The 20,452-nt window shown below is 56.8% G+C and carries 20 protein-coding genes and 1 tRNA gene; 11 read left to right on the top strand and 10 right to left on the bottom strand.

Annotated elements, in window-relative coordinates; translation table 11 throughout:
* Window positions 1-21 precede the first annotated feature (21 nt).
* The 5 genes from GIW69_RS13885 (at window position 22) to GIW69_RS13865 (ending at window position 5,517) form a co-directional block, all read left to right on the top strand.
* Window positions 22-654 carry a TRAP transporter small permease gene (locus GIW69_RS13885; protein WP_236483247.1) on the top strand — a complete coding sequence of 211 codons (633 nt, stop codon included), beginning with the start codon at window positions 22-24 and terminating at the stop codon, window positions 652-654.
* The gene (dctM, locus tag GIW69_RS13880; protein ID WP_236483246.1) at window positions 651-1,934 is read left to right on the top strand and encodes a C4-dicarboxylate TRAP transporter large permease protein DctM; all 1,284 of its coding nucleotides are present in this window, start codon (window positions 651-653) and stop codon (window positions 1,932-1,934) included. The genes GIW69_RS13885 and dctM overlap by 4 nt, the downstream gene beginning before the upstream one ends.
* A gap of 135 nt (window positions 1,935-2,069) precedes the next feature.
* On the top strand, window positions 2,070-3,023 hold the full coding sequence (locus tag GIW69_RS13875; protein ID WP_236483245.1) for a TAXI family TRAP transporter solute-binding subunit: 954 nt from the start codon (window positions 2,070-2,072) through the stop codon (window positions 3,021-3,023).
* An 80-nt stretch (window positions 3,024-3,103) separates the two neighbouring features.
* The gene (locus tag GIW69_RS13870; RefSeq protein ID WP_236483244.1) at window positions 3,104-5,131 is read left to right on the top strand and encodes a TRAP transporter permease; all 2,028 of its coding nucleotides are present in this window, start codon (window positions 3,104-3,106) and stop codon (window positions 5,129-5,131) included.
* Complete coding sequence (locus tag GIW69_RS13865) at window positions 5,128-5,517, top strand: DUF1850 domain-containing protein (protein WP_236483243.1); 390 nt, start codon at window positions 5,128-5,130, stop codon at window positions 5,515-5,517. The genes GIW69_RS13870 and GIW69_RS13865 overlap by 4 nt, the downstream gene beginning before the upstream one ends.
* Window positions 5,518-5,520: 3 nt before the next feature.
* Here GIW69_RS13865 and GIW69_RS13860 read toward each other — a convergent pair whose 3' ends face one another.
* A complete protein-coding gene (locus GIW69_RS13860; protein ID WP_236483242.1) occupies window positions 5,521-6,414 on the bottom strand; it encodes a DMT family transporter in 894 nt (297 codons plus the stop codon).
* 138 nt (window positions 6,415-6,552) lie between these two features.
* Between GIW69_RS13860 and GIW69_RS13855 the strand changes: the two genes are divergently transcribed.
* Window positions 6,553-6,990, top strand: a complete 438-nt coding sequence (locus tag GIW69_RS13855) for an Lrp/AsnC family transcriptional regulator (protein ID WP_236483241.1) — start codon at window positions 6,553-6,555, stop codon at window positions 6,988-6,990.
* A 263-nt stretch (window positions 6,991-7,253) separates the two neighbouring features.
* Window positions 7,254-7,580: a YceK/YidQ family lipoprotein gene (locus GIW69_RS13850; protein ID WP_236483240.1), complete on the top strand. Its 327-nt coding sequence runs from the start codon at window positions 7,254-7,256 to the stop codon at window positions 7,578-7,580.
* 67 nt (window positions 7,581-7,647) lie between these two features.
* Here GIW69_RS13850 and GIW69_RS13845 read toward each other — a convergent pair whose 3' ends face one another.
* Window positions 7,648-8,319: a Bax inhibitor-1/YccA family protein gene (locus GIW69_RS13845; protein ID WP_236483239.1), complete on the bottom strand. Its 672-nt coding sequence runs from the start codon at window positions 8,317-8,319 to the stop codon at window positions 7,648-7,650.
* A gap of 123 nt (window positions 8,320-8,442) precedes the next feature.
* Here GIW69_RS13845 and GIW69_RS13840 point away from each other — a divergent pair.
* Window positions 8,443-8,530 (top strand) — tRNA-Ser (locus GIW69_RS13840).
* A gap of 78 nt (window positions 8,531-8,608) precedes the next feature.
* Here the strand turns inward: GIW69_RS13840 and GIW69_RS13835 are convergent.
* The 3 genes from GIW69_RS13835 to GIW69_RS13825 all read right to left on the bottom strand — a co-directional run bounded on the left by GIW69_RS13835 (window position 8,609) and on the right by GIW69_RS13825 (window position 11,532).
* On the bottom strand, window positions 8,609-9,550 hold the full coding sequence (locus GIW69_RS13835) for an AraC family transcriptional regulator (protein WP_236483238.1): 942 nt from the start codon (window positions 9,548-9,550) through the stop codon (window positions 8,609-8,611).
* Between the two features lie 26 nt (window positions 9,551-9,576).
* Window positions 9,577-10,410 (bottom strand): oxidoreductase, encoded by an 834-nt coding sequence (locus GIW69_RS13830; protein ID WP_236483237.1) that lies wholly within the window; start codon window positions 10,408-10,410, stop codon window positions 9,577-9,579.
* A gap of 519 nt (window positions 10,411-10,929) precedes the next feature.
* Window positions 10,930-11,532: a TetR/AcrR family transcriptional regulator gene (locus tag GIW69_RS13825; protein WP_236483236.1), complete on the bottom strand. Its 603-nt coding sequence runs from the start codon at window positions 11,530-11,532 to the stop codon at window positions 10,930-10,932.
* A gap of 159 nt (window positions 11,533-11,691) precedes the next feature.
* Here GIW69_RS13825 and GIW69_RS13820 point away from each other — a divergent pair, with 159 nt between their 5' ends.
* Both GIW69_RS13820 and GIW69_RS13815 read left to right on the top strand, forming a co-directional pair.
* Window positions 11,692-12,432, top strand: a complete 741-nt coding sequence (locus GIW69_RS13820; RefSeq protein WP_236483235.1) for an SDR family oxidoreductase — start codon at window positions 11,692-11,694, stop codon at window positions 12,430-12,432.
* Between the two features lie 154 nt (window positions 12,433-12,586).
* Window positions 12,587-12,997: a VOC family protein gene (locus tag GIW69_RS13815; RefSeq protein WP_236483234.1), complete on the top strand. Its 411-nt coding sequence runs from the start codon at window positions 12,587-12,589 to the stop codon at window positions 12,995-12,997.
* Window positions 12,998-13,112: 115 nt separating this feature from the next.
* Here the strand turns inward: GIW69_RS13815 and GIW69_RS13810 are convergent, their stop codons facing one another.
* The gene (locus GIW69_RS13810; protein WP_236483233.1) at window positions 13,113-14,096 is read right to left on the bottom strand and encodes a DUF4113 domain-containing protein; all 984 of its coding nucleotides are present in this window, start codon (window positions 14,094-14,096) and stop codon (window positions 13,113-13,115) included.
* A gap of 258 nt (window positions 14,097-14,354) precedes the next feature.
* Here GIW69_RS13810 and GIW69_RS13805 point away from each other — a divergent pair, with 258 nt between their 5' ends.
* Window positions 14,355-15,671: a hypothetical protein gene (locus GIW69_RS13805; RefSeq protein WP_236483232.1), complete on the top strand. Its 1,317-nt coding sequence runs from the start codon at window positions 14,355-14,357 to the stop codon at window positions 15,669-15,671.
* A 475-nt stretch (window positions 15,672-16,146) separates the two neighbouring features.
* Here GIW69_RS13805 and GIW69_RS13795 read toward each other — a convergent pair whose 3' ends face one another.
* The 4 genes from GIW69_RS13795 to proX form a co-directional block, all read right to left on the bottom strand.
* Entirely contained in the window at window positions 16,147-17,292 is a 1,146-nt protein-coding gene (locus GIW69_RS13795; RefSeq protein ID WP_236483231.1) for a succinylglutamate desuccinylase/aspartoacylase family protein, read from the bottom strand.
* Complete coding sequence (locus GIW69_RS13790; protein ID WP_236483230.1) at window positions 17,289-18,449, bottom strand: Rid family hydrolase; 1,161 nt, start codon at window positions 18,447-18,449, stop codon at window positions 17,289-17,291. The genes GIW69_RS13795 and GIW69_RS13790 overlap by 4 nt, the downstream gene beginning before the upstream one ends.
* A 130-nt stretch (window positions 18,450-18,579) precedes the next feature.
* The gene (locus GIW69_RS13785; protein WP_236483229.1) at window positions 18,580-19,392 is read right to left on the bottom strand and encodes an aspartate racemase/maleate isomerase family protein; all 813 of its coding nucleotides are present in this window, start codon (window positions 19,390-19,392) and stop codon (window positions 18,580-18,582) included.
* A gap of 49 nt (window positions 19,393-19,441) precedes the next feature.
* Complete coding sequence (proX, locus tag GIW69_RS13780; protein ID WP_268945559.1) at window positions 19,442-20,440, bottom strand: glycine betaine/L-proline ABC transporter substrate-binding protein ProX; 999 nt, start codon at window positions 20,438-20,440, stop codon at window positions 19,442-19,444.
* Window positions 20,441-20,452 lie beyond the last annotated feature (12 nt).

Here is a 20,452-nt window from a genome sequence, read left to right as displayed (position 1 = left end):
TCGCTACAGGAGATGCCATCCATGATTGCCCTTCGGCGCATCTGGGAACACTTCGAGGAGGGTTTCATCGTCTTCCTCCTGGCGGCGATGACGTTGGTGACCTTCGTCTATGTCGTCCTCAATAACCTCTACACCCTTTTCTACAGCCTTGCCGATCACTGGCAAGGTGCGAGCGAGATCCTGTTCGGCATCGGCGATCAGGTCATGGGCATGGCCCAGGCCATGACGTGGAGCACCGCGCTGACCAAGGCATTGTTTGGCTGGCTGATCTTTTTCGGCTTGTCTTATGGCGTACGCACGGCGGGCCACATCGGCGTCGATGCGCTGGTAAAACTGGCGAGCAAGCCTGTCCAGCGGCTGATCGGCGTCCTCGCCTGCCTCTGCTGCCTGGTCTATGCCGGGCTCCTGAGCATTGCCAGTTTCGAATGGATTCACACGTTGATGACGGCAGAAATCGGCGCTGAAGACCTGGGCCATTTCGGCATCATGCAATGGCACATCGGGTTGATCGTGCCCGTGGGTTTTGCCTTGGTGTTCATTCGTTTCGTCGAAATTCTCGTGCGCATCCTGCGCGGCCGGCAAACCGGTCTCGGCCTGGCCGATGAAGCAGCCGACGCATTGAAACTGACGGACATCGAGGACAACAAGCCATGACCATTGCCTTCCTGTTCGTGACACTGTTCGTTCTGATGTTCATCGGTGTGCCCATTGCGATTTCCCTGGGCCTGGCCGGTTCTATGACCATTGTGTTTTTCAGCCCTGACTCCGTCCGTTCCCTGGCGATCAAACTGTTCGAGACATCGGAGCATTACACGCTACTGGCGATTCCATTCTTCCTGCTCGCCGGCGCGTTCATGACCACGGGCGGTGTAGCTCGCCGACTCATCGATTTCGCCAATGCCTGCGTCGGACACATCCGCGGCGGTCTGGCGATTGCCGCTGTACTGGCTTGCATGTTGTTCGCCGCCCTGTCCGGTTCCAGCCCGGCGACAGTAGCCGCCGTGGGTTCGATTGCCATTGCCGGGATGGTTCGCTCGGGTTATCCGCAGGCCTTCGGCGCGGGCATCGTCTGCAACGCCGGGACACTGGGCATCCTGATCCCGCCGTCGATTGTGATGGTGGTATATGCCGCCGCCACGGAAACCTCGGTAGGCAAGCTGTTCATGGCGGGGGTCATCCCCGGACTCTTGCTGGGCCTGGTGTTAATGGTCGCGATCTACATTGTTGCCGTTAAGAAAAACCTGCCCGCGATGCCTCGCGCCACCCTTCGCGAATGGCTGACCGCCGCCCGCAAGGCCATTTGGGGCTTGCTGTTGATGCTGATTATCCTCGGTGGCATCTACTCCGGGATGTTTACGCCGACGGAAGCAGCGGCAGTCGCAGCGGTGTATTCGGCGTTTATCGCCCTGTTTGTTTACAAGGATCTGACCTTCCGCGAGACGCCCAAAGTCCTGCTGGAATCCGCCAAGCTGAGCATCATGCTGATGTTCATCATTGCTAACGCCATGCTCTTCGCGCACGTACTGACGACCGAGCAGTTGCCGCAGCAAATCACCGCCTGGGTCATTGAAGCCGGGCTGACGCCAGTGACGTTCCTGCTGGTGGTGAACATCGTGCTGTTGATCGCGGGCGCCTTTATGGAACCCTCGGCAATCATCCTGATCCTGGCGCCGATATTGTTCCCCATCGCCATGAAGCTGGGCATCGACCCGATTCACCTGGGCATCATCATGGTGGTCAACCTCGAAATCGGCTTGATCACCCCGCCCGTGGGGCTGAACCTGTTCGTGACCTCGGCGGTGACCGGCATGTCTCTGCCGGCGACCATCAGAGCAGCCATGCCATGGCTGCTGCTATTGCTGATGTTCCTGATCCTGATCACTTACGTACCGTGGATTTCCCTGGCGCTGCCAACCTGGTTGGGGATGAGTTGATGCCTGCCATTACGTAACGTTCATGCGTTGCAACATGTTGAAGCGCACAGGCGGCGATTAACGCATCGCCTGTGCGCTGGCATCAACTACAGTTGAAAAACTCTGGATAAAACCAAAACAAGACGGAGAGTTTCCATGCGAATCAAAAGCCGCTTTACCCTTCTGGCCGCGGCAGCAGCCTTGGCGGTCACTACGGCGAGTCAGGCCGCGCCAATATTTATCAACGTGCTGACCGGGGGCACCAGCGGGGTTTATTACCCGATCGGGGTCGGGCTGTCGCAGATCTACAGCGATGGTATTCCAGGCGTCAAAACATCGGTGCAGGCCACCAAGGCTTCGGTGGAAAATCTCAACCTGCTCCAGGCCGGGCGCGGCGAACTGGCCTTTGCGCTGGGTGATTCCGTCGCCGATGCCAAAAATGGTGTGGCCGACGCTGGTTTCAATGCGCCGCTGAGCAAGTTGCGTGCCCTGGCTGGCGCGTATCCCAATTACATTCAAATCGTCGCCAGCCAGGAATCGGGAATCAAGACTCTCGCCGATCTCAAAGGTAAAACCATCTCAGTCGGCGCGCCGAAATCGGGCACCGAATTGAACGCGCGTGCGATTTTCAAAGCGGCGGGCTTGACCTACGAGGACATGGGCAAAGTGCAATATCTGCCGTTTGCCGAGTCGGTCGAGCTGATCAAGAACCGTCAACTGGACGCGACACTGCAATCCTCCGGGCTGGGCATGGCGGCGATTCGCGACTTGTCTTCGGTGATGCCGCTGAACTACGTCTCCATCCCCAGTGACGTGGTGGCGAAGATCAACAACCCGGCCTATCAGAGCGCGATGATTCCGCCCAACACCTACGACAGCCAGCCAGATGCCGTGCCGACGGTGGCAATCACCAACATTTTGGTGACCCGCACCGATGTGCCGGATGAAGTGGCCTATCAAATGACCAAGCTGCTGTTCGAGAACCTGACACGGTTGGGCAACTCCCATTCGGCGGCCAAGGACATCAAGCTGGAAACGGCGGCGAAAAACCTGCCCATCGAACTGCATCCGGGTGCCGAGCGCTACTACAAGGAAAAAGGTGCGCTGTAACGACGTAGCGCGCAGCGATCAATCGGGTCGCTGCGCCGTTCGCTGACCTTTTTTCAATGCAGTCATAAGGCAGGCAGTCCATGAGTGTTGACCATCAGGGCTTATCCGCGAACCCGCGAGATTGGCCAAAAACCCTGTTTTACGTGGCGCTGCTGTTTTCGATTTTCCAGATCGTCACCGCCGCGTTTTCTCCGGTTTCAAGTCAGGTGTTGCGCGCCTTCCACGTGGGGTTTCTGCTGTGGGTGGTGTTTCTCAGCTATCCGGGATGGGGCAATGGCCGTCCGTGGCAGCCGCTGGCGTGGATTCTCTGTCTGGGCGGCATCGCGACAGCGGTGTATCAATGGGTGTTCGAAGCGGATTTGATCCAGCGTTCCGGGGATTTGACCATGGCCGATACGGTCATTGGCATTGTCTTGATCGCCTTGGTGTTTGAAGCCGCGCGACGGGTGATGGGCATCGCGTTGCCGATCATTTGCGGACTGTTTCTGGCCTATGGATTGTTCGGGGAATACTTGCCGGGCGCCTTGGCGCACCGGGGTTACGGCTTTGATCAAATCATCAACCAATTGTCCTTCGGCACCGAAGGCCTTTATGGGACACCGACCTATGTGTCGGCCACTTACATTTTCCTGTTCATCCTGTTCGGCGCGTTCCTCGAACAAGCCGGGATGATCAAGCTGTTCACCGATTTCGCCATGGGCCTGTTCGGCCACAAACTTGGCGGGCCGGCCAAGGTTGCGGTGGCCTCATCGGCGCTGATGGGCACCATCACCGGTTCGGGCATTGCCAACGTCGTGACCACCGGGCAATTCACCATTCCCCTGATGAAGCGTTTTGGTTACCGCGCCGCCTTCGCTGGCGGGGTTGAAGCGACGTCCAGCATGGGCAGCCAATTGATGCCGCCGGTAATGGGCGCAGTCGCCTTCATCATGGCGGAAACCATCAACGTGCCGTTCGTGGAGATCGCCAAAGCTGCGCTGATTCCCGCGATCTTGTATTTCGGTTCGGTGTTCTGGATGGTTCACCTCGAAGCCAAGCGTTCCAACCTCGCCGGCCTGCCGAAGGATCAATGCCCGAGTGCGTGGGGCGCGGTCAAAGAAAGCTGGTATCTGCTGATTCCGCTGCTGGTGTTGGTCTACCTGCTGTTTTCCGGGCGCACGCCACTGTTTTCGGGGATGGTCGGCCTGGCGCTGACCGCCATTGTCATCCTCGGCTCGGCGATCATTTTGCGGGTGCAGAGTTTTGGCCTGCGCTGCGCGTTCTGGGTTGCGCTGGGAATTCTGTGTACCGGCTTCTTCCAGATGGGCATCGGCGTGATTTTCGCGGTCATCGCGGTGCTGGTGCTGGCATGCGCCTTTATCAAGGGTGGCCGGGAAACGTTGACGATTTGCCTGCACGCGTTGGTCGAAGGTGCACGCCATGCTGTGCCGGTCGGCATTGCCTGCGCGCTGGTGGGGATCATCATTGGCGTCGTGTCGCTGACCGGCGTCGCCTCGACGTTTGCCGGCTATATTTTGGCGATTGGTCGGGACAATCTGCTGTTGTCACTGATCCTGACGATGATCACATGTCTGGTGCTGGGCATGGGTATTCCGACCATTCCCAACTACATCATCACCAGTTCGATTGCGGCCCCTGCCCTGCTCGAACTCGGCGTGCCGCTGATCGTCTCGCACATGTTCGTGTTTTATTTCGGCATCCTCGCGGATCTGACGCCGCCCGTTGCACTGGCGTGCTTTGCCGCTGCGCCGATTGCCAAGGAAACCGGGTTCAAGATCAGTTTGTGGGCGGTGCGTATTGCGCTGGCGGGGTTCGTGATTCCGTTCATGGCGGTCTACAACCCGGCGCTGATGCTGCAAGGCGATAACCTGTGGATGACCGCTTACATGCTGATAAAAACTGTTTTCGCCGTTGGCCTGTGGGGCATGGCGTCAACTGGTTATTTGCTGCAAAAAATGCCGGTGTGGGAACGGTTGCTGGGGGTCAGTGCCGGTGCCTTGCTGGTGGTGGCGTTGCCGCTGACCGATGAAATCGGCTTCGCACTGGGCATCGTCGTGGTACTTCAGCACTTCTGGCGTGCCCGTCAGGCGAAGGTCGCCAACGTATGATCGGACTGTGCCTGGGGATGGCCGGCGCGGTGTGGGCTCAAGTGGCGGTTTCGCAATTCACGCTGGCGTGGAACCACACCGTCGAAAAAATCCGCTGGGAAGAAGATTACCGTGTGAGCGAACAAGGTCTGCTGTTGGGCGAGGCCCGCATCCGTGGCAACGGTGCGGGCATGGAGATTCCCGAGGACGCCCGACTCGAAAACGGCAGTTGGCATTACCGGCGCTCACTGCCGCCACTGCAACCGCTGAATCTGGGGAGGACGCCTGAGGCCGGCGATTATCAACTGTGTTTCGACGGCCAATGCCATGGGATGAGCCAATGGGTTGGCGCGCCCAACCTGAGCCAACCGGCGATTCAAATGTGGGCCTGCGAAACCCAGTCGTGAACTTCACTGCGCGGCCAAGCGCCGCGCCTTGAAACCCCAGCCCTGTTGCATGCCCGCCGCCGCCAGCAGAATCGCCGCCACACCGATCCATTGCAGGGGTTCCAGGCGATGGCCGAAGGCGAACCAGTCAACGAAGATCGCCGCAATCGGGTAGATGAACGACAGTGCGCCGGTCAGTGCGGTCGGCAGTTTCTGGATCGCGCCGTAAAGCAGAACGTACATCAAACCGGTGTGCACGATGCCTAGCGTTATCAGGCTGGCCCAGGCACTTGGCGCTTGTGGCATCGCGGAAAAATGCGCGAACGGTGCCAGCAACAGAATCCCGGTGCACACCTGGATCAACGCGATCAAGTGCGGCGGCGTGCCGGTCAGGCGCTTGATGATCAGCGCGGCGATGGCGTAGAGAAATGCGGCGCCGAGCGCCAGCGCGATGCCGATCAGGTAATCGCCACCGCTCTCGCCCTGCTGGCCGTGAGCACTGACAATCGCCAACATGCCCATGAACGAGATGCCCAACCAGAACAGCTTTTGCAGAGTGATTTTTTCGCCGAGAAACAACGCCGCCAATCCCACCAACATGAACGGCTGCACGTTGTACACGGCCGTGCCGATGGCAATCGAGGCGCGGGAATAGGACGCGAACAACAGCACCCAGTTGCCGACAATCGCCATGCCACTGAGCACGGCGAGCAGGAACGTGGTGCGGGTCAGAATACCCGGGCGCAGAAAACCGAAAGCCGCGCAGATCAGCAGCAACGTGCCGGCGCCGAACGCGCACCGCCAGAACACGACGTCCAGCACCGGTTGCCCGGACACCAGCACGAACCAGCCGATGGTGCCCGATATCAGCATGGCGGCGGTCATTTCGAATGAGCCACGACGGATTGTGTTGTCCATCATCAATCTCCTGTTTATGTGGCAAAAGTATGCCAATTCGGCTGCCGGCTTCTCCAGACTAAAAAGCAGGCTAAACTCGGCGTCTGCCTTTTTTATCAAGGGTGATCCTTGCGGATTGCCTAATTCAGGAGTTTCGCCATGACCGACGACATCGATCAGGTTCTTATCGGCGCGCTGATGGAAGATTCGCGGCGCTCGCTGAAGGCACTGGCGCAGATCAGCGGCTTGTCCTCGCCCAGCGTCGCCGAACGCTTACGAAGGCTTGAAGAGCGCGGTGTACTCAAGGGTTACACCGTTGAAATCGATCCAAAGTGCTTCGGTTATCAATTGCAGGCCATCGTGCGGATTCGCCCATTGCCGGGGCAGTTGCAGGAAGTCGAGCGACAGATTCTGTCGATTCCCGAGTTCACCGAATGCGACAAGGTAACGGGTGAGGATTGCTTTATCGCGCGACTGCATGTGCGCTCAATGGAGCAACTGGACACCTTGCTCGACCGCCTCAACACCCTGGCGGAGACCAACACCTCGATCGTCAAGAAAACTCCGGTCAAACGTCGCCTGCCACCGATGGCGTGAGTGCGATTGGCCGAGTCAGGTCGTCAAATCTGGATCCACCACCGGAATTTGTAGGAGCGAGCCTGCTCGCGAAAAGGCCATCAATTCCGACATCAATGTTGGCTGCCAAACCGCCATCGCGAGCAGGCTCGCTCCTACAGGCGTTTTTGTGTTCAACCTGAGAAATCCCGACTCACCGCCAAACAGTGTGCCGGGCTCGCCCGCGATAGCGTCGGCCCTGCCTTGCGCGTAGATTATGTTTTTTCCGGCGAAGGATTGGCGGTATGAAAATTCAGGCAGTGATGCTGACGGCGTTATTTCTCGGGGGTTGCGGGACAGTGCAGACCGTTGTGCGCAACGATCAGGTAGCGGTTGATGAGCTCAAGAAAGAAAGATCCTACTGCGGAGCGGTTCCGCGCATTTACAGCGGCGTGACTTACGACTTCTGTCTTCTGCATGCCCCGCCCGGGGAAGACGTTGATACTTTCAACCACAAGAACTCCACTCCAGGCCTGCTGATCGACGCCGTTTTGTCCGGGGCGCTCGACACGTTGCTGCTGCCCTACACAATCTACAAGCAGCAGGCCGACGGCAGCATCATCATCAATTGATCGATGACTGCTTTTCGCAGACGAAAAAAAACCCGCCGAAGCGGGTTTTTCCATTTCAACGCTGTGATCAGTCGTCGCGGCTCATGATGCCGAACAGTTGCAGCAGGCTGACGAACAGGTTGTAGATCGATACATACAGGCTGATGGTCGCCATGATGTAGTTGCGCTCGCCGCCGTGGATGATGGCGCTGGTCTGGTACAGAATGCAGACCGAAGAGAACAGCACGAAACCTGCGCTGATCGCCAGTTGCAGACCGCTGATCTGGAAGAAGAAGCTGGCCAGCGTTGCGCCCAGCAGCACGAAGAAACCAGCGGTGATGAATCCACCGAGGAAGCTCATGTCCTTGCGGGTGATCAGCACGTAAGCCGACAGACCGCCAAATACCAGCGCAGTCATGGCGAACGCGGAACTGACGACTTCAGCACCGCCCTGCATGCCCAGGTAACGGTTGAGGATCGGGCCGAGCAGGAAACCCATGAAACCGGTCAGGGCAAACGCCGACACCAGGCCCCACGCGGAATCACGGAGTTTGTTGGTCAGAAAGAACAAGCCGTAAAAGCCGATCAGCACCACAAAAATATTCGGGTAGCCGACCCGCATCTGCTGCGCGACGAATGCCATCACGCCGCTGAATGCGAGGGTGAGCGCCAGTAGGCCGTATGTGTTGCGCAGGACGCGGCTAACTTCTAGCTGCTCAGCCTGCGAGCTGTTGTGAACTGCGTAATCCTGTTCGCGCATGGCGACACTCCTGTTGGTTTGAAACGTTCAGTCGCAAAGATCATAACAGACGCTCTGTAACAAGCTATGCACAGAGTTTGACAGTGTGTTTCATTCAGGTATTATGGCGCCCGCAACGCAAACGGAGGTGTGGCCGAGTGGTTTAAGGCAACGGTCTTGAAAACCGTCGACTGTAACAGGTCCATGAGTTCGAATCCCATCGCCTCCGCCATATTTGGTACCGACAAAGCCCTGATTATTCAGGGCTTTGTCGTTTCTGGGATACGCCGAAGATAGGATTGATTGAAGCTCAGTGTGATGACACGAAGGGCGACGGGGTTGTCGGTGCCGGCAACGCATAAGTTTGTTTCATCCACGTCACCTCCGCTATCGGTGTGCGGCCGAAGAGGCGCTTGAAGTCGCGGCTAAATTGCGAAGCACTTTCATAGCCCACCAGAAATGCCGATTTGGCCGCTGTCAGGTCGTTACGCAGCATCAGTAACCTCGCTTGATGCAACCGCGTCGACTTGAGGTACTGCATAGGCGAGGAGTCAGTCACCTTGCGAAAATGTAGATGAAAGTTGGGCACGCTCATCTGCGCTTCCTGGGCCAGGGTTTCAACATCCAGATGCTCGTGGTAACAGCGGTGGATTTTGTGAATGGCGCGCGTCACCTTGCCGAACTGACCCTGCTGGGCGATGGCTGCACGCAGGGTGCCGCCTTGTTCGCCGGTCAGGATGCGGTAGTAGAGTTCGCGCAACATCGCCGGGCCGAGGATTTGCGCGTCGTTACGGTCGCCCATGACTTCCAGAAAACGCAAGGTCGACTGGCGCAGAGGTTCATCCATGGGCGAGGCATACATGCCCATGGGCTGAGCCACGCTGAGGTTCCATACCTCATCTACCTGCTGAATGAGCTGTCCGGCCAGATTGAAATCCAGACGCATGTACACCGCCAGCATTGGCTCCGCCTCGCTAGCGTCGGTCTCCATTGTAAAAGGCACTGGCACCGACACCACCAGATAATGCTGGGCGTCATAGACGTACACGTCATCACCCAGATAGCCGCGTTTTTGCCCCTGACAAAGGATGACGATGCCCGGTTCATATAAAACCGGCGTACGCGTCAGCGGCCGGTTGGACCGCAAAAAACGCACATCATCCAGCGGACTCAGGTTGTAACCCTCCAGCGGTGCAAGCTGGCCCATCAACTGCACCATACGCGCTGTTCTCGGGTCCTTGGGTTTCGGCATCGGTCGCACACTCTCCACTGTCATGCTCAACCGTCCGTTGAACGGCTAAGCGCTTCCCATTGCTCAATACTCTCCGCGGTCCGGTGCAGTTTGTCACGCACCAGGGCCAGGGCATCGCTGCCCAGCAGCAGTTGAGCCGGAGGATTGGGGCTGGCGATAATCGTCAGCATGGCGCGTGCGGCTTTCTGCGGGTCGCCAAGTTGATGGCCGTTTTTTTCCTCGCGAGCTTTTCGCACCGGGTCGAAAGTCGCATCGTAGTCACTGATGCTGCGCGGCGTACGCTGCATTGAACGACCTGCCCAGTCCGTTCGGAACGACCCTGGCGCCACGGCCGTGACAAAAATATTGAAGGGTGCAAGCTCTTGGCTCAACGTGTCAGAGATGCCCTCCAGCGCAAATTTGCTGCCACAGTAATAAGCAATGCCCGGCATGGTGATATAGCCGCCCATGGACGTGATATTGAGGATATGCCCCGCCCGCCGCTGGCGAAAATACGGCAAAAACGCCTTGGTCATAGCCACCGCGCCAAATACATTGACATCGAACTGACGGCGCATTTCCGCCAACGACGACTCCTCGAAAATCCCTTCGTGGCCATAACCCGCGTTGTTAACCAGCACATCCACTGGGCCATACTGATCCTCAACACCGGCGACCACGGCGTCGACGGCACTAAAGTGAGTAATATCCAGCACCACACCATGGGCCCGCTCTGGCAAGAGCGCCTGGAAAGTTGCCAGCGAGGATTCATTGCGAACCGTGCCGATCACTCGATGGCCCTGAGCGAGAGCTTCCTTAGCCAGGGACTGGCCAAAGCCGCTACTAACGCCGGTGATAAAAATGGTTTTTTCTGCACTCATGGGGCGCACTCCTGAAGATTTAAGGTGAGGCCATGCTAGGGCGCAGAGGGGTTGGGGACTATGCCGTATCGGATTTTAGTATTGCCTGATTCTATCGGAGCGATCGGTAGACAAGCTGAATATGGGGGCAAAACAAGAGACCAAAGGAAGACAGGCGCCGGACTGATTTACCCTGCTCTAATGTCTGCTTCGGGTCCAGGCTGTGTGAAAACGCACTGAATACGTCGAAAGTTGCTGTGAGTGCCAGTAGATCAAACGTATGGCAACGCTGTGCGGCCATTTTGCTGGCTGGTAAATTTTATCAATGAGCCAGCCATTGCTGTTTCCTGTTGCAGTCGGTGATAACACTCCTGTCCGCGCGCGGCGTGGGTGGGGGCTGAACGCCAAGTATTGAACTGCGTGCGATGACCGGGTTTTGAGACGCCGGCGAAGCTTCTGGGGGCGGATTCGCCGAGCGCATCAACGGTACGACCATCACTGATTGCTGATTGATCGGACGATAGCGGGGATGTTGTTTACTCAGGATTCCACTTCGCTGTCGTCTGCCTTTAGCTCATAAGCAAGCAACCTGCCGGCAATCCTTGCGACGTCCACCAAGCGCTCGCAGGACATCCCACTGCATGCCGCCGCAGACAGCCCCCGCAGTGTTATCAGGATGTAGTCAGCCAGAATATGCGCATTGTCCGGGCAGACTTGGTCCAGATAACGGCGGATCGCCTGGATTCCGGCGTCGCCGAGTTTTTCCGCCATGTTTCGCGCGATCGGATCGTCCGCGCGCAGGCCTTCGGTGATCAGACAGCCACGCAAAGCGCTATCTCGCCCGTATTGCTGGGCAGCGGCAATCAGCAGTGAGGTTAGCGCTTCGGCGGGACGTCGTTCCGGTGCCAGCAGCGTGTCCATCGGCAGCGCGTTTTCTGCGGCGTAGCGATGCATCGCTCGTTCGAACAGTTCGGCCTTGCTGCCATAAGCTGCATAAAAGCTTGGCGGCTTGATATTCATGGCCTCGGTCAGGTCAGTCAGGCTAACGGCGTCGAATCCACGCTGGTGAAACAGTGCTTGTGCAATGGCTATCCCTTGCTGCCGGTCAAAGGCGGAACGGCGTTGCCTGGGTTTTTCGTTCATGGCTTGTCTCTCAAGGTGATACGGTACTTTAGCGATCGCTACATTCAAGTTCAAATACGCTTCTGCCGGCCGCTTTTATTTAGTGGTCGCTAAATAGCTTGCAGATGGCCTCGACACTATGTAGTGTTCACTACATATTCAGCTGTTGAGGCTTTTCCCATGCAATTCAAGAACAAGGTTGTGCTTGTCACTGGCGGTTCCTCGGGCCTCGGCTTTGCGATCGCCGAAGCGTTCGCCAGCCAAGGCGCGGATCTGATCATCACCGGGCGCCGCCAACCTCAGCTCGACGAAGCTGCAAGTCGCCTCGGTGGTAATGTTTCGGCCGTGCGGACCGACATCTCGGACCCTGCCACCCTAGGGGACCTGTTTACGCATATCGGTGCGGTTCACGGCCGTATCGATGTATTGATTGCCAACGCCGGGATGGGTGAAATCGAGCCAATGGGTGCAATCACCGAAGCGGGCTTCGATCGGGTGTTCGCGACCAACGTCAAAGGCACCACTTTTACCGTTCAGGGCGCGTTGCCGTTGATGCACGAGGGGAGCAGCGTTGTCATCATCGGCTCGACCTCTTCGATCAACCCCGGGCCTGGTATGAGTGTTTATGGAGCAACCAAGGCCGCACTGCGTGCGATGGTGAGGAGCTGGATTCTCGACATCAAAGGATCGGGTGTGCGCATTAACTTACTCAGCCCCGGGCCAGTGGACACCCCCTCACTACGCGATGTGCTGGGTGAAAACGCGCAGCAGGTGATCGGTTTGTTCAACGAGAAGAGTACGCTTGGCCGGATCGGCCAGGCGCACGAGATCGGCCAGGCCGCGCTCTTCCTGGCGAGCGATGCGTCGAGCTATGTCAATGGCGCCGAGCTGTTCGCCGACGGTGGAGCTTCTCAGGTCTGAACGTGCATGGAGCGTTCGATTCGCCCCGCGCTGACCTTCCACTGATCCCCGACATTGCCTTAACGGGCAATCCGCCCAACGGCAAATATCATTCGCTTAGATGACAAGCCCTAGCATCGCTGCCGAGCGAATCGGGGATTCAAGGAGTTACCAAATGAGTAAATTTGCTGGATCAGTCATCGATCATGTGGGCATCGGTGTTTCGGACATTTTGCGTGCTCGCGCCTTCTACGAGCGGGCGCTCGAACCGTTGGGAATAACATTGATCATGAGCATCGAGACGGATCCACCGCAATCGACGCCTCGCAGACTGGGGTTCGGCTCAGCAGGCAAGCCATTTCTATGGCTACACGACGCTCCCGTTCCCAGCTACGGGGCTCATATCGCGCTGATGGCGCTGAGTCATAAGGCCGTCGACGCATTCCATGCGGCTGCCATCGCCGCTGGCGGACAGGACAATGGCGTACCAGGGATCAGGACTCAGTACCACTCCAACTATTACGCGGCCTATGTACTGGGCCCTGACGGGGTGAATCTGGAGTGTGTTTGCCAACTGACTATTTAAGCGCCTGGGGTCTCATTAGGTGCCAGCCGGGTGGCGTTCGTCGTCAGCGATGCGGTCAGCTTTTCAACGCGTCGCGCTATTCGCCAACGGCTTCCCGACTACCCGGACATGACCCTCACCGACACTGCACCGTCCAGAGCTTGTCGAGCCGCGTGGTAAAACTCTGGCTCATCAACTCGCGGCGCATCGCCCAGTCCGGATCGCTTGGCACACTGGCGGCCCGCAACGTTCCCCTGCCCCACCGCTCGTTGATCTTGTCGAGCACCGCCATCACCCGCGTCGCCTCGGCAGGCTGTGATCGGGCGAACAGGTCATCGGTGTATTCACCCGGCTGACAAAGGCTCATCAACAGCACTTCGGCCTTGCTGTAGTTAAAACCCGGACGAAAGAGATGATCCAATGCGTCGACCGCGGCCTTGGTCAGCAAGCGCACGTCATCCGTGGGGTATGGCAAATCGATCACCACGCCGTTGGCAAATTTCGCCTCGTGGGGATTGAACATGCCCGTGCGAATGCTCACGCGGATTTTTTTGCACAACGAGCCCTGCGCCCGCAGTTTTTCCGAGGCACGCATCATGTAGGTGGCGACCGCTTCCTTGATTGGCGGCAGCTCGGTCAGGCGCTTGCCGAACATACGGCTGCAACAGATTTCCTGCTTCGGCGGATCCGGCTCGTCCAGCTCCAGACACGGCGTACCGGCCAGTTCCCTGGCGGTTTTCTCGATGACCACGCTGAACTGCTTGCGCAAAGACCAAGGGTCAGCGCTGGCCAGATCCATGGCGGTTTTGATGCCCAAGGCGTGCAGGTGCGTTTTCATGCGCCGGCCCACGCCCCAGACTTCGGTCACATCGGTATTGCGCAGCACCCAATCGCGTTTGAACGGATCGCAAATATCAACGACACCGCCCGTCTGCGCCTGCAAACGCTTGGCGGTGTGGTTGGCCAGTTTGGCCAGGGTTTTGGTTCGCGCAATGCCCACGCCTACCGGGATGCCGGTGCAACGCAAGACATGGCTGCGAATCCGTCGGCCCAACGCATCGGCTTGCGCAATGCCGGTCAGGTCGGCGAACGCTTCATCAACGTAAAGGAAAGATTTCAAGCCATGGACATGGTTCCGTACCTTGCTAAACGGGAGTTCAAGGTTAATCTCCAGCTGTCCATGGCAAAACGACATTTTCTGTCAATCTTGCCTAGTTATGTCCATAGCTCGTAGTTCGACAGGGGCAGACTCACGAGTTGATTTTCTTGTAGTCGTTCTGCACGCCAATGAACGGGACGTGATTGCCCTATTCGCGGGCGCTAATTATTTTGTAGGAGTTCAAGGTGGATTGGCGAGACGCACATGGAAAATTCGGATATGACCAGCAACATTGACGAAAAGGATCTCAAGGCTCTAGCCCAACGAGGACTGTCGCTGCTTCGCTTGACTGAAAACCGCTGGATGGAGCTTGAAGCGTGTCGAAATCACGGTACAAAATTTTCACTTACTTTTCCGCACGTAATTTCCCGTAGTGGTAGACCCAATACTTTGGTTCTGATCGCCACAGATGGAAAAGCTCCCACCTTGCGGTTAGGGCTTATCCGCTCGATTCAAACGATCTCCACGCTCGACTCCCGGGTGATGTTCGATTGTGTCTTGCTGATCGCTCCACAATCACTTGATGCCCTTGTCGCTGGCGTCACCAGCACCACCTTGCGCGGAGCTACCAATAAGCTGAAATCGGAGACCGTCGAGTTTCAACCGGTGTCAGAGAAGCTCGGTGAAAAACTCATTGCACTGATTGCGGAAGTACCAGCCAATGCAGCAGTTTTTCATCGTATTCTCGCCGAAGTCGGGCGACCAAAATATTATGAGAATGGCCACGCGCTACAAGTAAATGCCCTTGACCTCGCACTCAAAGCTTTTGGAGTAACGGACGGCGCGATAAGCGTCGCGCTGCCCGGCGGACATACCGCTATTGGCACGGTCCGACTCCAAGAGGACGCAGTCATTGAGCATGACGCACGCTGGATCTCTGGCTGGCACTTGTCCGATAGTGACCTTACCGGCAAAGCCGTATTCACTCGGCGCGGTGAGCAGCTCGAAGTTTTTACTGCCAACAAGCGACCGCTTGAAGAGTTGTTTGGCGTCGACCTTATCTATCTGAACAAGCCACGCGGCTCGTTGGTGATGGTCCAATACAAAATGATGGAGCCAAAAAGCAGTAAGGTGCATCGCATTAAGACTGACACGCCCGACATTGACGAGCTTGACGCAAAGGAATGGACCGTGCCAATCAATGCTCAGTTCCAGAGTGAGATGGAGCGGATGGAGAGGTTCGACAACGATCTCTCACCCGAAGGGCCCTATCGACTGAATCCTGGAGCATTCTTCTTTAAGCTCGTCCGGCGCCATTCGGCAATCAAATCTGCGGGAATCATGCTGAGCCTGCAGCATTTGACTCGGTTGATCGAGGATGGCTGTACTACAGGACCTCGAAAAGGCCTACGTATAAGTTACAAGGCACTGGACGGCCATTATCTACGAAGTGACCCGTTTATTGAGCTAGTACGCTCTGGCTACATCGGAACTCGTAGCGGCACGACAGACCATCTGCAGGCACTTATTGAGGCAGCCTTGACCGGCGGTCGCTCAGTTGTCGCCGCAATCCAGAGTGCAATGGCCAAAGGTTGATTTTAGATGCAGGGTACAAAGATTCCGTCGGTGAACGTCAGGGAATGCTTTTCCGAGCCTATGAGGTCGAGAATGGTCTTGCTTGTGGCTGTATCTGTCCGGGCTGTCACAAACGTCGTTTCACCTTTGCCGAGCGGGACGGGATCTACCTGAACGCTGGACTCATCAGACACTGGATGACCACGGCCATGTATTCGAGTTTTTCTGGGCTTCGCTCGAAGATCTTCCTTATGCCGACTGCCATCCGGTGTTCCAGCGAGCACTGAAGTTCCTATTTCGAGCGACTCGAGAGTCCTGGGCTCTGGGTTAGCGAGTGCTGTTGAGCCGGTAGTTGACTGTCCGCTTCGGGTCGGTGTCAGCCAGTCGTGGCACGCAGAAATCGGCCATTAGCGGACCTTCGCCAGATCCAATCTGTTTGACCTTCCCTCAGAATCGATGTGGTTTTTCGGACAGGCAAAGTGCCGTTGCCAAGCTGTTACGCGTCCAGCAATGGTCGGCTTGCATCCCTGAAAGTCGGCTCAATGGTACTTGCTATTAATGCCAATCGTTGTCCGGGACGCACCAGCCCGGGTGCTTGACGGATGACGAGAACGCCATCGGTATCGCTATGTACAGGGATGCGTTCGCCGATGATGTCGCTGTCCAGATGGACCACTTCGGCAATGACCTCACCCTCGTTCACGCTGTCGCCTGGATTTTTCTTGTAGACCACAATTCCCACGGTGGGGCTAGGAATATGCGAGGTGGCTACCAGCGAAAAGGTCTGGGTAAGCGTCGTTTGACTCTTTGGGTGGGCTGCTGCTGCGTCAACAATGATGCCCTCTTCACACATGAATCTCAGCAGACCTGCTGCATCTGCCTGCGCCAATCGGTCGTTGATATCAGCCTTGCCTCGCAATTCTACCGTTGCCGAGAATCCGCGTTTGCCCGATGTGATGGCGTGATTGACCTCCAGTTCGTGCCACGCACTGCAATAAACGTTGTCAAATGCGTGCCCTCCGACATCGTCAGGCTCCAACAGAACAACCGGGACGTTTAGCGCGGTTGCAAGTTTGACGGCTTGGTCTTGCTGAGCGTGTGAGGCATATAGATGAGAAACGCAATCGGAGTCGCAATGTAGGTCCAGCACGATGTCGTGCTTCATTGCCATTTTTGTCAGCTCCAACTTCAAGAAGGCCGCAGGTGTCGAGGGTTTCACTGATGCCAGGTGAGTGGCAAAACAACGCTTCCATTCAGAACTGGAGCGCCTGCTCCCCACCTTGATTTGCTCGCTGATAAAGCGGCTGCAATCCGGGAAGTTACGATTGAAGTTTTCCCCGTTTGTCAGATCGAAACGGCCAAGCACGCTATCGAACATACGTTGGGCCATCCCGAGTGGGTTCGCATAGGGTACGACGGTCACCTGCCCCTTGATCTTGCCCTGTGCGTCCAGTTCCAGTAACTGGATTAGCAGGTGTTGTAGCACCAGAAGCCCGGGATGTTCATCCGCATGCAAACCGGCTTGCAGGTAAATACTCTTCCCATCATTAGCAGCGCCGAATGAAAAAACCGCAAGTTCGTAAGAACACCCAGGTGATAGTGCGGGAAGGGAAATGTTCCTCCTGTTGATCGAGCGGCTCATCGCGAGCACCTCCCAAGGACATCGATGGATATCAGACTTTGCGGATCCATCAATGCATCAACCGGCAGCCCCGTCGAAGCGGGGCCGGGTTGAGCGTAATAGGAATTGCGAACGGTCATGTTGTCATGCAGATCGGCCGGGGTATTGTCCCCGACGTAATGGGTCGTGACCTTGCACACACGGTCAAAACTCAAGCCATGGCTAAGCATTACATTATTCAAGGCGATCATTGCTTTGCGAGTTTGCTCCGGCAGTGTCATTGTGCAGTTGCCCATCCTGACCCCGGCCCAAAAGAAATCGCCTTTTTTGCGCAGCGTCAGCGTCAAGTCGCCGATACGGCGAGCGCTGGACACAGAGTTGCGCTGACTGCCCGATCTCTTGGCGAAAGTCAGCTCGCCTACCAGCGCTGTATTCTGGGGTAACCGGGTAATTGCCACAGCACCGAGGTCGGTGACAAGACCGTTTGCGGCGAATGCATCAAGTACTGGTTGGGCAAGTTCAGGGCTGGTAAACCAATGATCGGCCAACAGTTCATCGGCCCCGAGATCAAAGGCAGCCAAGGCTTTAACCAGTTGCTCGGCACGCATCGCTTGATTGAACTGCTCACCTGCCTCGGCAATGACATTGACCCACACCAGCTGATCGAAATCAGTGACATGGATGTTCAAACCTGCTTTATCGATCACGGTACTGCGCACAAAGTGCCGGGATTCGGCTGCATGGACATCAATCTCTACCAGCATGCCGCTGTAATAGAAGTAAGGCACCGCAATCGGTTGAATGATCGCCGAAGAGCCGAACTCATGTTGCAGTATCGCCAGCATCTGTTGCACACACTCGGCACTTTGCTCGACGTAGTAAACAACCAGTTTGCCAACTATGGGCGATTGCAGTTCTGCCCTGGAGAGGATTGTTCGGATTGACTGCACAACGTGATGCGTCTGCGCGACCAAGTCGTTTTCGTGCGCCACCTGCCCGTTTTCATCGAGTGGACACTGGCCACAGGTCCAGGCGAACCCCGCTTCCTGCACCAGCAAAGAATACGGATGCTCAATTTTCATTTTCCACAACGAACCGAACGGGAGGCGATACTTATCAGTTTTATTGTTCATCAGCTTAAAACTCAATTTATTGATGTTCGCCGCCAGATCAGCCACAAGACCCGAATCCACTGGCTGACCGACTGCAAAAAAAAGCGCAACGATGCCCGTGCGGCATCACTGAAGTGCTGCCGACATAGCGGGAAGTAGTGTCGAGTCTTCCCCTTCGCGTTACAAAAGAGATGGGCTAATCGACGAGCCGTTGCCGGAATAACCCACCGAGGTCATGTTCTGTCTCGGGCGTACCCGCAATCTCGCGACATTGCCAGGCAATTGCCTGATTACTTGTAACCACCGGCTTGCCTGTTCGCCGCTCGAGCTCCCTGATAATCGGGCTGACGCATATACCGGTGCAGGAGATGAAAATCCCGTCGGCGTCCGGACTGTCAGCCACCAGCGCTGCTTCTAGGAAGGCCTCAGCGGGGGTGCGGAACATATTTTCGGCGTCTCGCTGGCCAAACGTTCTGGCATTGACGATCTCGATGTCCGCCGCATCGAGAGTCTGCGCCACCAGTCGGTTGATTTCAGGTACGTAAGGGGTCACCACAGCCACCTTGCCCAACCCAAGAGCCCGCAGCGCCTTCAGCACTGCACCGATTGGAGTGACAACGGGCACATTGGGCCGGACATGATGGACAAGCGCGGCCACCCGTTCCTGCCCGAGAACAATGGTGCCGGATGTACAGCCATAAACGATTGCATGCATCCACTGCGCCTCCGGCAAGAGCGCTGCGGCACTAGTGACGTTTTTGGCGACTGCGCTCAGCCCCTCTACCGTGGTCTCGCCGCTGAAAGCCATCCGCCCGGTGTAGAGCGAAGCCTGTGGCGGACAAAAAGCCAGCAGTTCCTTGGCCATCACCACTTCTACCGACAATTCAAGCAAACCGATGGCCGGGGAATGAACCGGCCCTTTAACGAAACCGGGTGTGGGCATCAATGGCCAATCTCCCTGGTTCAACGTTTGTCGCGCATCGGTGGTGGGGCTGTTCAACGGGCTCATGGGGTCGGTATCCATATCGTCAAAGATGACATGCATTCAGATGGGCACGTTATTTATCACCGGCCGCACGCGCTGCCGCGAGCCAATTGTCGTAAGTCTTCTGATGGGCCTTGATCCACAGGTCGACATGTCGCTCGATATCGGCAGGCGATTTTTCACCACTGAACAAGCGGTTGTTTTGCGCGTTGATGTCGTTCACGTCGATGCTCACTTCCTCGAACAACTTTCCTGCAGCAGGATTGGCTTCCACGAACGCCTTGTTGGCCACGATGTGCTGGGTATTGACGGCATATCCGTAATACTTGCCTGCCGGCTGCTGTTCGCCAGCAGGCACGGGTACTTCAAGCCAGACCACATCCTTTTCCGGAACCAGCAAGGCACTTATGTAGTAAGGGGTCCATGTGTAATAGAGAACGGGCTTGCCTTCTTTGTAACGCGCTAGCACATCGGCCATCAGTGCCGAATAGGAGCCTTCTTTCTGAGTAACCGTTGCCCGTAATCCGCTGGTCTTGAGCAGGTTTTCAATAATTTTCTCGCAGGCCCAACCCGGGGTGCATCCGGTCAAGTCGGCCTTGCCATCACCGTCGGCATCGAAAAGCTTCGCAATCGCAGGGTCCTTGAGTTGGAGAATGTTGGTGATGTGGTATTGGTCGGCCGTCTTCTTGTCGATCAAGTAACCCTGTAATGCATTGGCGGACAGGGTTCCTGCGCGAACCAGCTTGGCGTCGCCACCGGATTTCTCGTAAAACTCATTGTGCAGAGGCTCCCAACTGCCGGCCAGGAACGTGGCGTCGCCGTTGGCGATCGCGATATGCGCCGTGGCGTATTCCACCTCCTTGGCATCCTTGACTTCATAACCAAGGTCTTTCAGGCCACGCACAACAAGTTGGTTCTGAAACGAGACCCCTTGATCAGTACTTTTGACCGGAATCACGACCACGCCTTTGCCGGGCTGCATGTCCAGCGCGAGGCTGGCGAGGGATGTGCAAGAGATGGCGGCGAACAGCGATACCGTCAGGAGACGCTTTGAAATTTCATGGCATTTCATTGTGAACACTCC

Source organism: Pseudomonas syringae (genome assembly GCF_021605415.1).
Taxonomy (GTDB): domain Bacteria; phylum Pseudomonadota; class Gammaproteobacteria; order Pseudomonadales; family Pseudomonadaceae; genus Aquipseudomonas; species Aquipseudomonas syringae_S.
The sequence above is the reverse complement of the archived record's forward strand: the minus strand, read 5'-3'. Positions and strand labels throughout refer to the sequence as shown.

Bases quoted from the DNA above. Each gene is read 5' to 3' on its own strand.
- GIW69_RS13885 (WP_236483247.1), top strand. From the start codon at position 22: ATGATTGCCCTTCGGCGCATCTGGGAACACTTCGAGGAGGGTTTCATC.
- dctM (WP_236483246.1), top strand. From the start codon at position 651: ATGACCATTGCCTTCCTGTTCGTGACACTGTTCGTTCTGATGTTCATC.
- GIW69_RS13875 (WP_236483245.1), top strand. From the start codon at position 2,070: ATGCGAATCAAAAGCCGCTTTACCCTTCTGGCCGCGGCAGCAGCCTTG.
- GIW69_RS13870 (WP_236483244.1), top strand. From the start codon at position 3,104: ATGAGTGTTGACCATCAGGGCTTATCCGCGAACCCGCGAGATTGGCCA.
- GIW69_RS13865 (WP_236483243.1), top strand. From the start codon at position 5,128: ATGATCGGACTGTGCCTGGGGATGGCCGGCGCGGTGTGGGCTCAAGTG.
- GIW69_RS13860 (WP_236483242.1), bottom strand. From the start codon at position 6,414: ATGGACAACACAATCCGTCGTGGCTCATTCGAAATGACCGCCGCCATG.
- GIW69_RS13855 (WP_236483241.1), top strand. From the start codon at position 6,553: ATGACCGACGACATCGATCAGGTTCTTATCGGCGCGCTGATGGAAGAT.
- GIW69_RS13850 (WP_236483240.1), top strand. From the start codon at position 7,254: ATGAAAATTCAGGCAGTGATGCTGACGGCGTTATTTCTCGGGGGTTGC.
- GIW69_RS13845 (WP_236483239.1), bottom strand. From the start codon at position 8,319: ATGCGCGAACAGGATTACGCAGTTCACAACAGCTCGCAGGCTGAGCAG.
- GIW69_RS13835 (WP_236483238.1), bottom strand. From the start codon at position 9,550: ATGCCGAAACCCAAGGACCCGAGAACAGCGCGTATGGTGCAGTTGATG.
- GIW69_RS13830 (WP_236483237.1), bottom strand. From the start codon at position 10,410: ATGAGTGCAGAAAAAACCATTTTTATCACCGGCGTTAGTAGCGGCTTT.
- GIW69_RS13825 (WP_236483236.1), bottom strand. From the start codon at position 11,532: ATGAACGAAAAACCCAGGCAACGCCGTTCCGCCTTTGACCGGCAGCAA.
- GIW69_RS13820 (WP_236483235.1), top strand. From the start codon at position 11,692: ATGCAATTCAAGAACAAGGTTGTGCTTGTCACTGGCGGTTCCTCGGGC.
- GIW69_RS13815 (WP_236483234.1), top strand. From the start codon at position 12,587: ATGAGTAAATTTGCTGGATCAGTCATCGATCATGTGGGCATCGGTGTT.
- GIW69_RS13805 (WP_236483232.1), top strand. From the start codon at position 14,355: ATGACCAGCAACATTGACGAAAAGGATCTCAAGGCTCTAGCCCAACGA.
- GIW69_RS13795 (WP_236483231.1), bottom strand. From the start codon at position 17,292: ATGAGCCGCTCGATCAACAGGAGGAACATTTCCCTTCCCGCACTATCA.
- GIW69_RS13785 (WP_236483229.1), bottom strand. From the start codon at position 19,392: ATGAGCCCGTTGAACAGCCCCACCACCGATGCGCGACAAACGTTGAAC.
- proX (WP_268945559.1), bottom strand. From the start codon at position 20,440: ATGAAATGCCATGAAATTTCAAAGCGTCTCCTGACGGTATCGCTGTTC.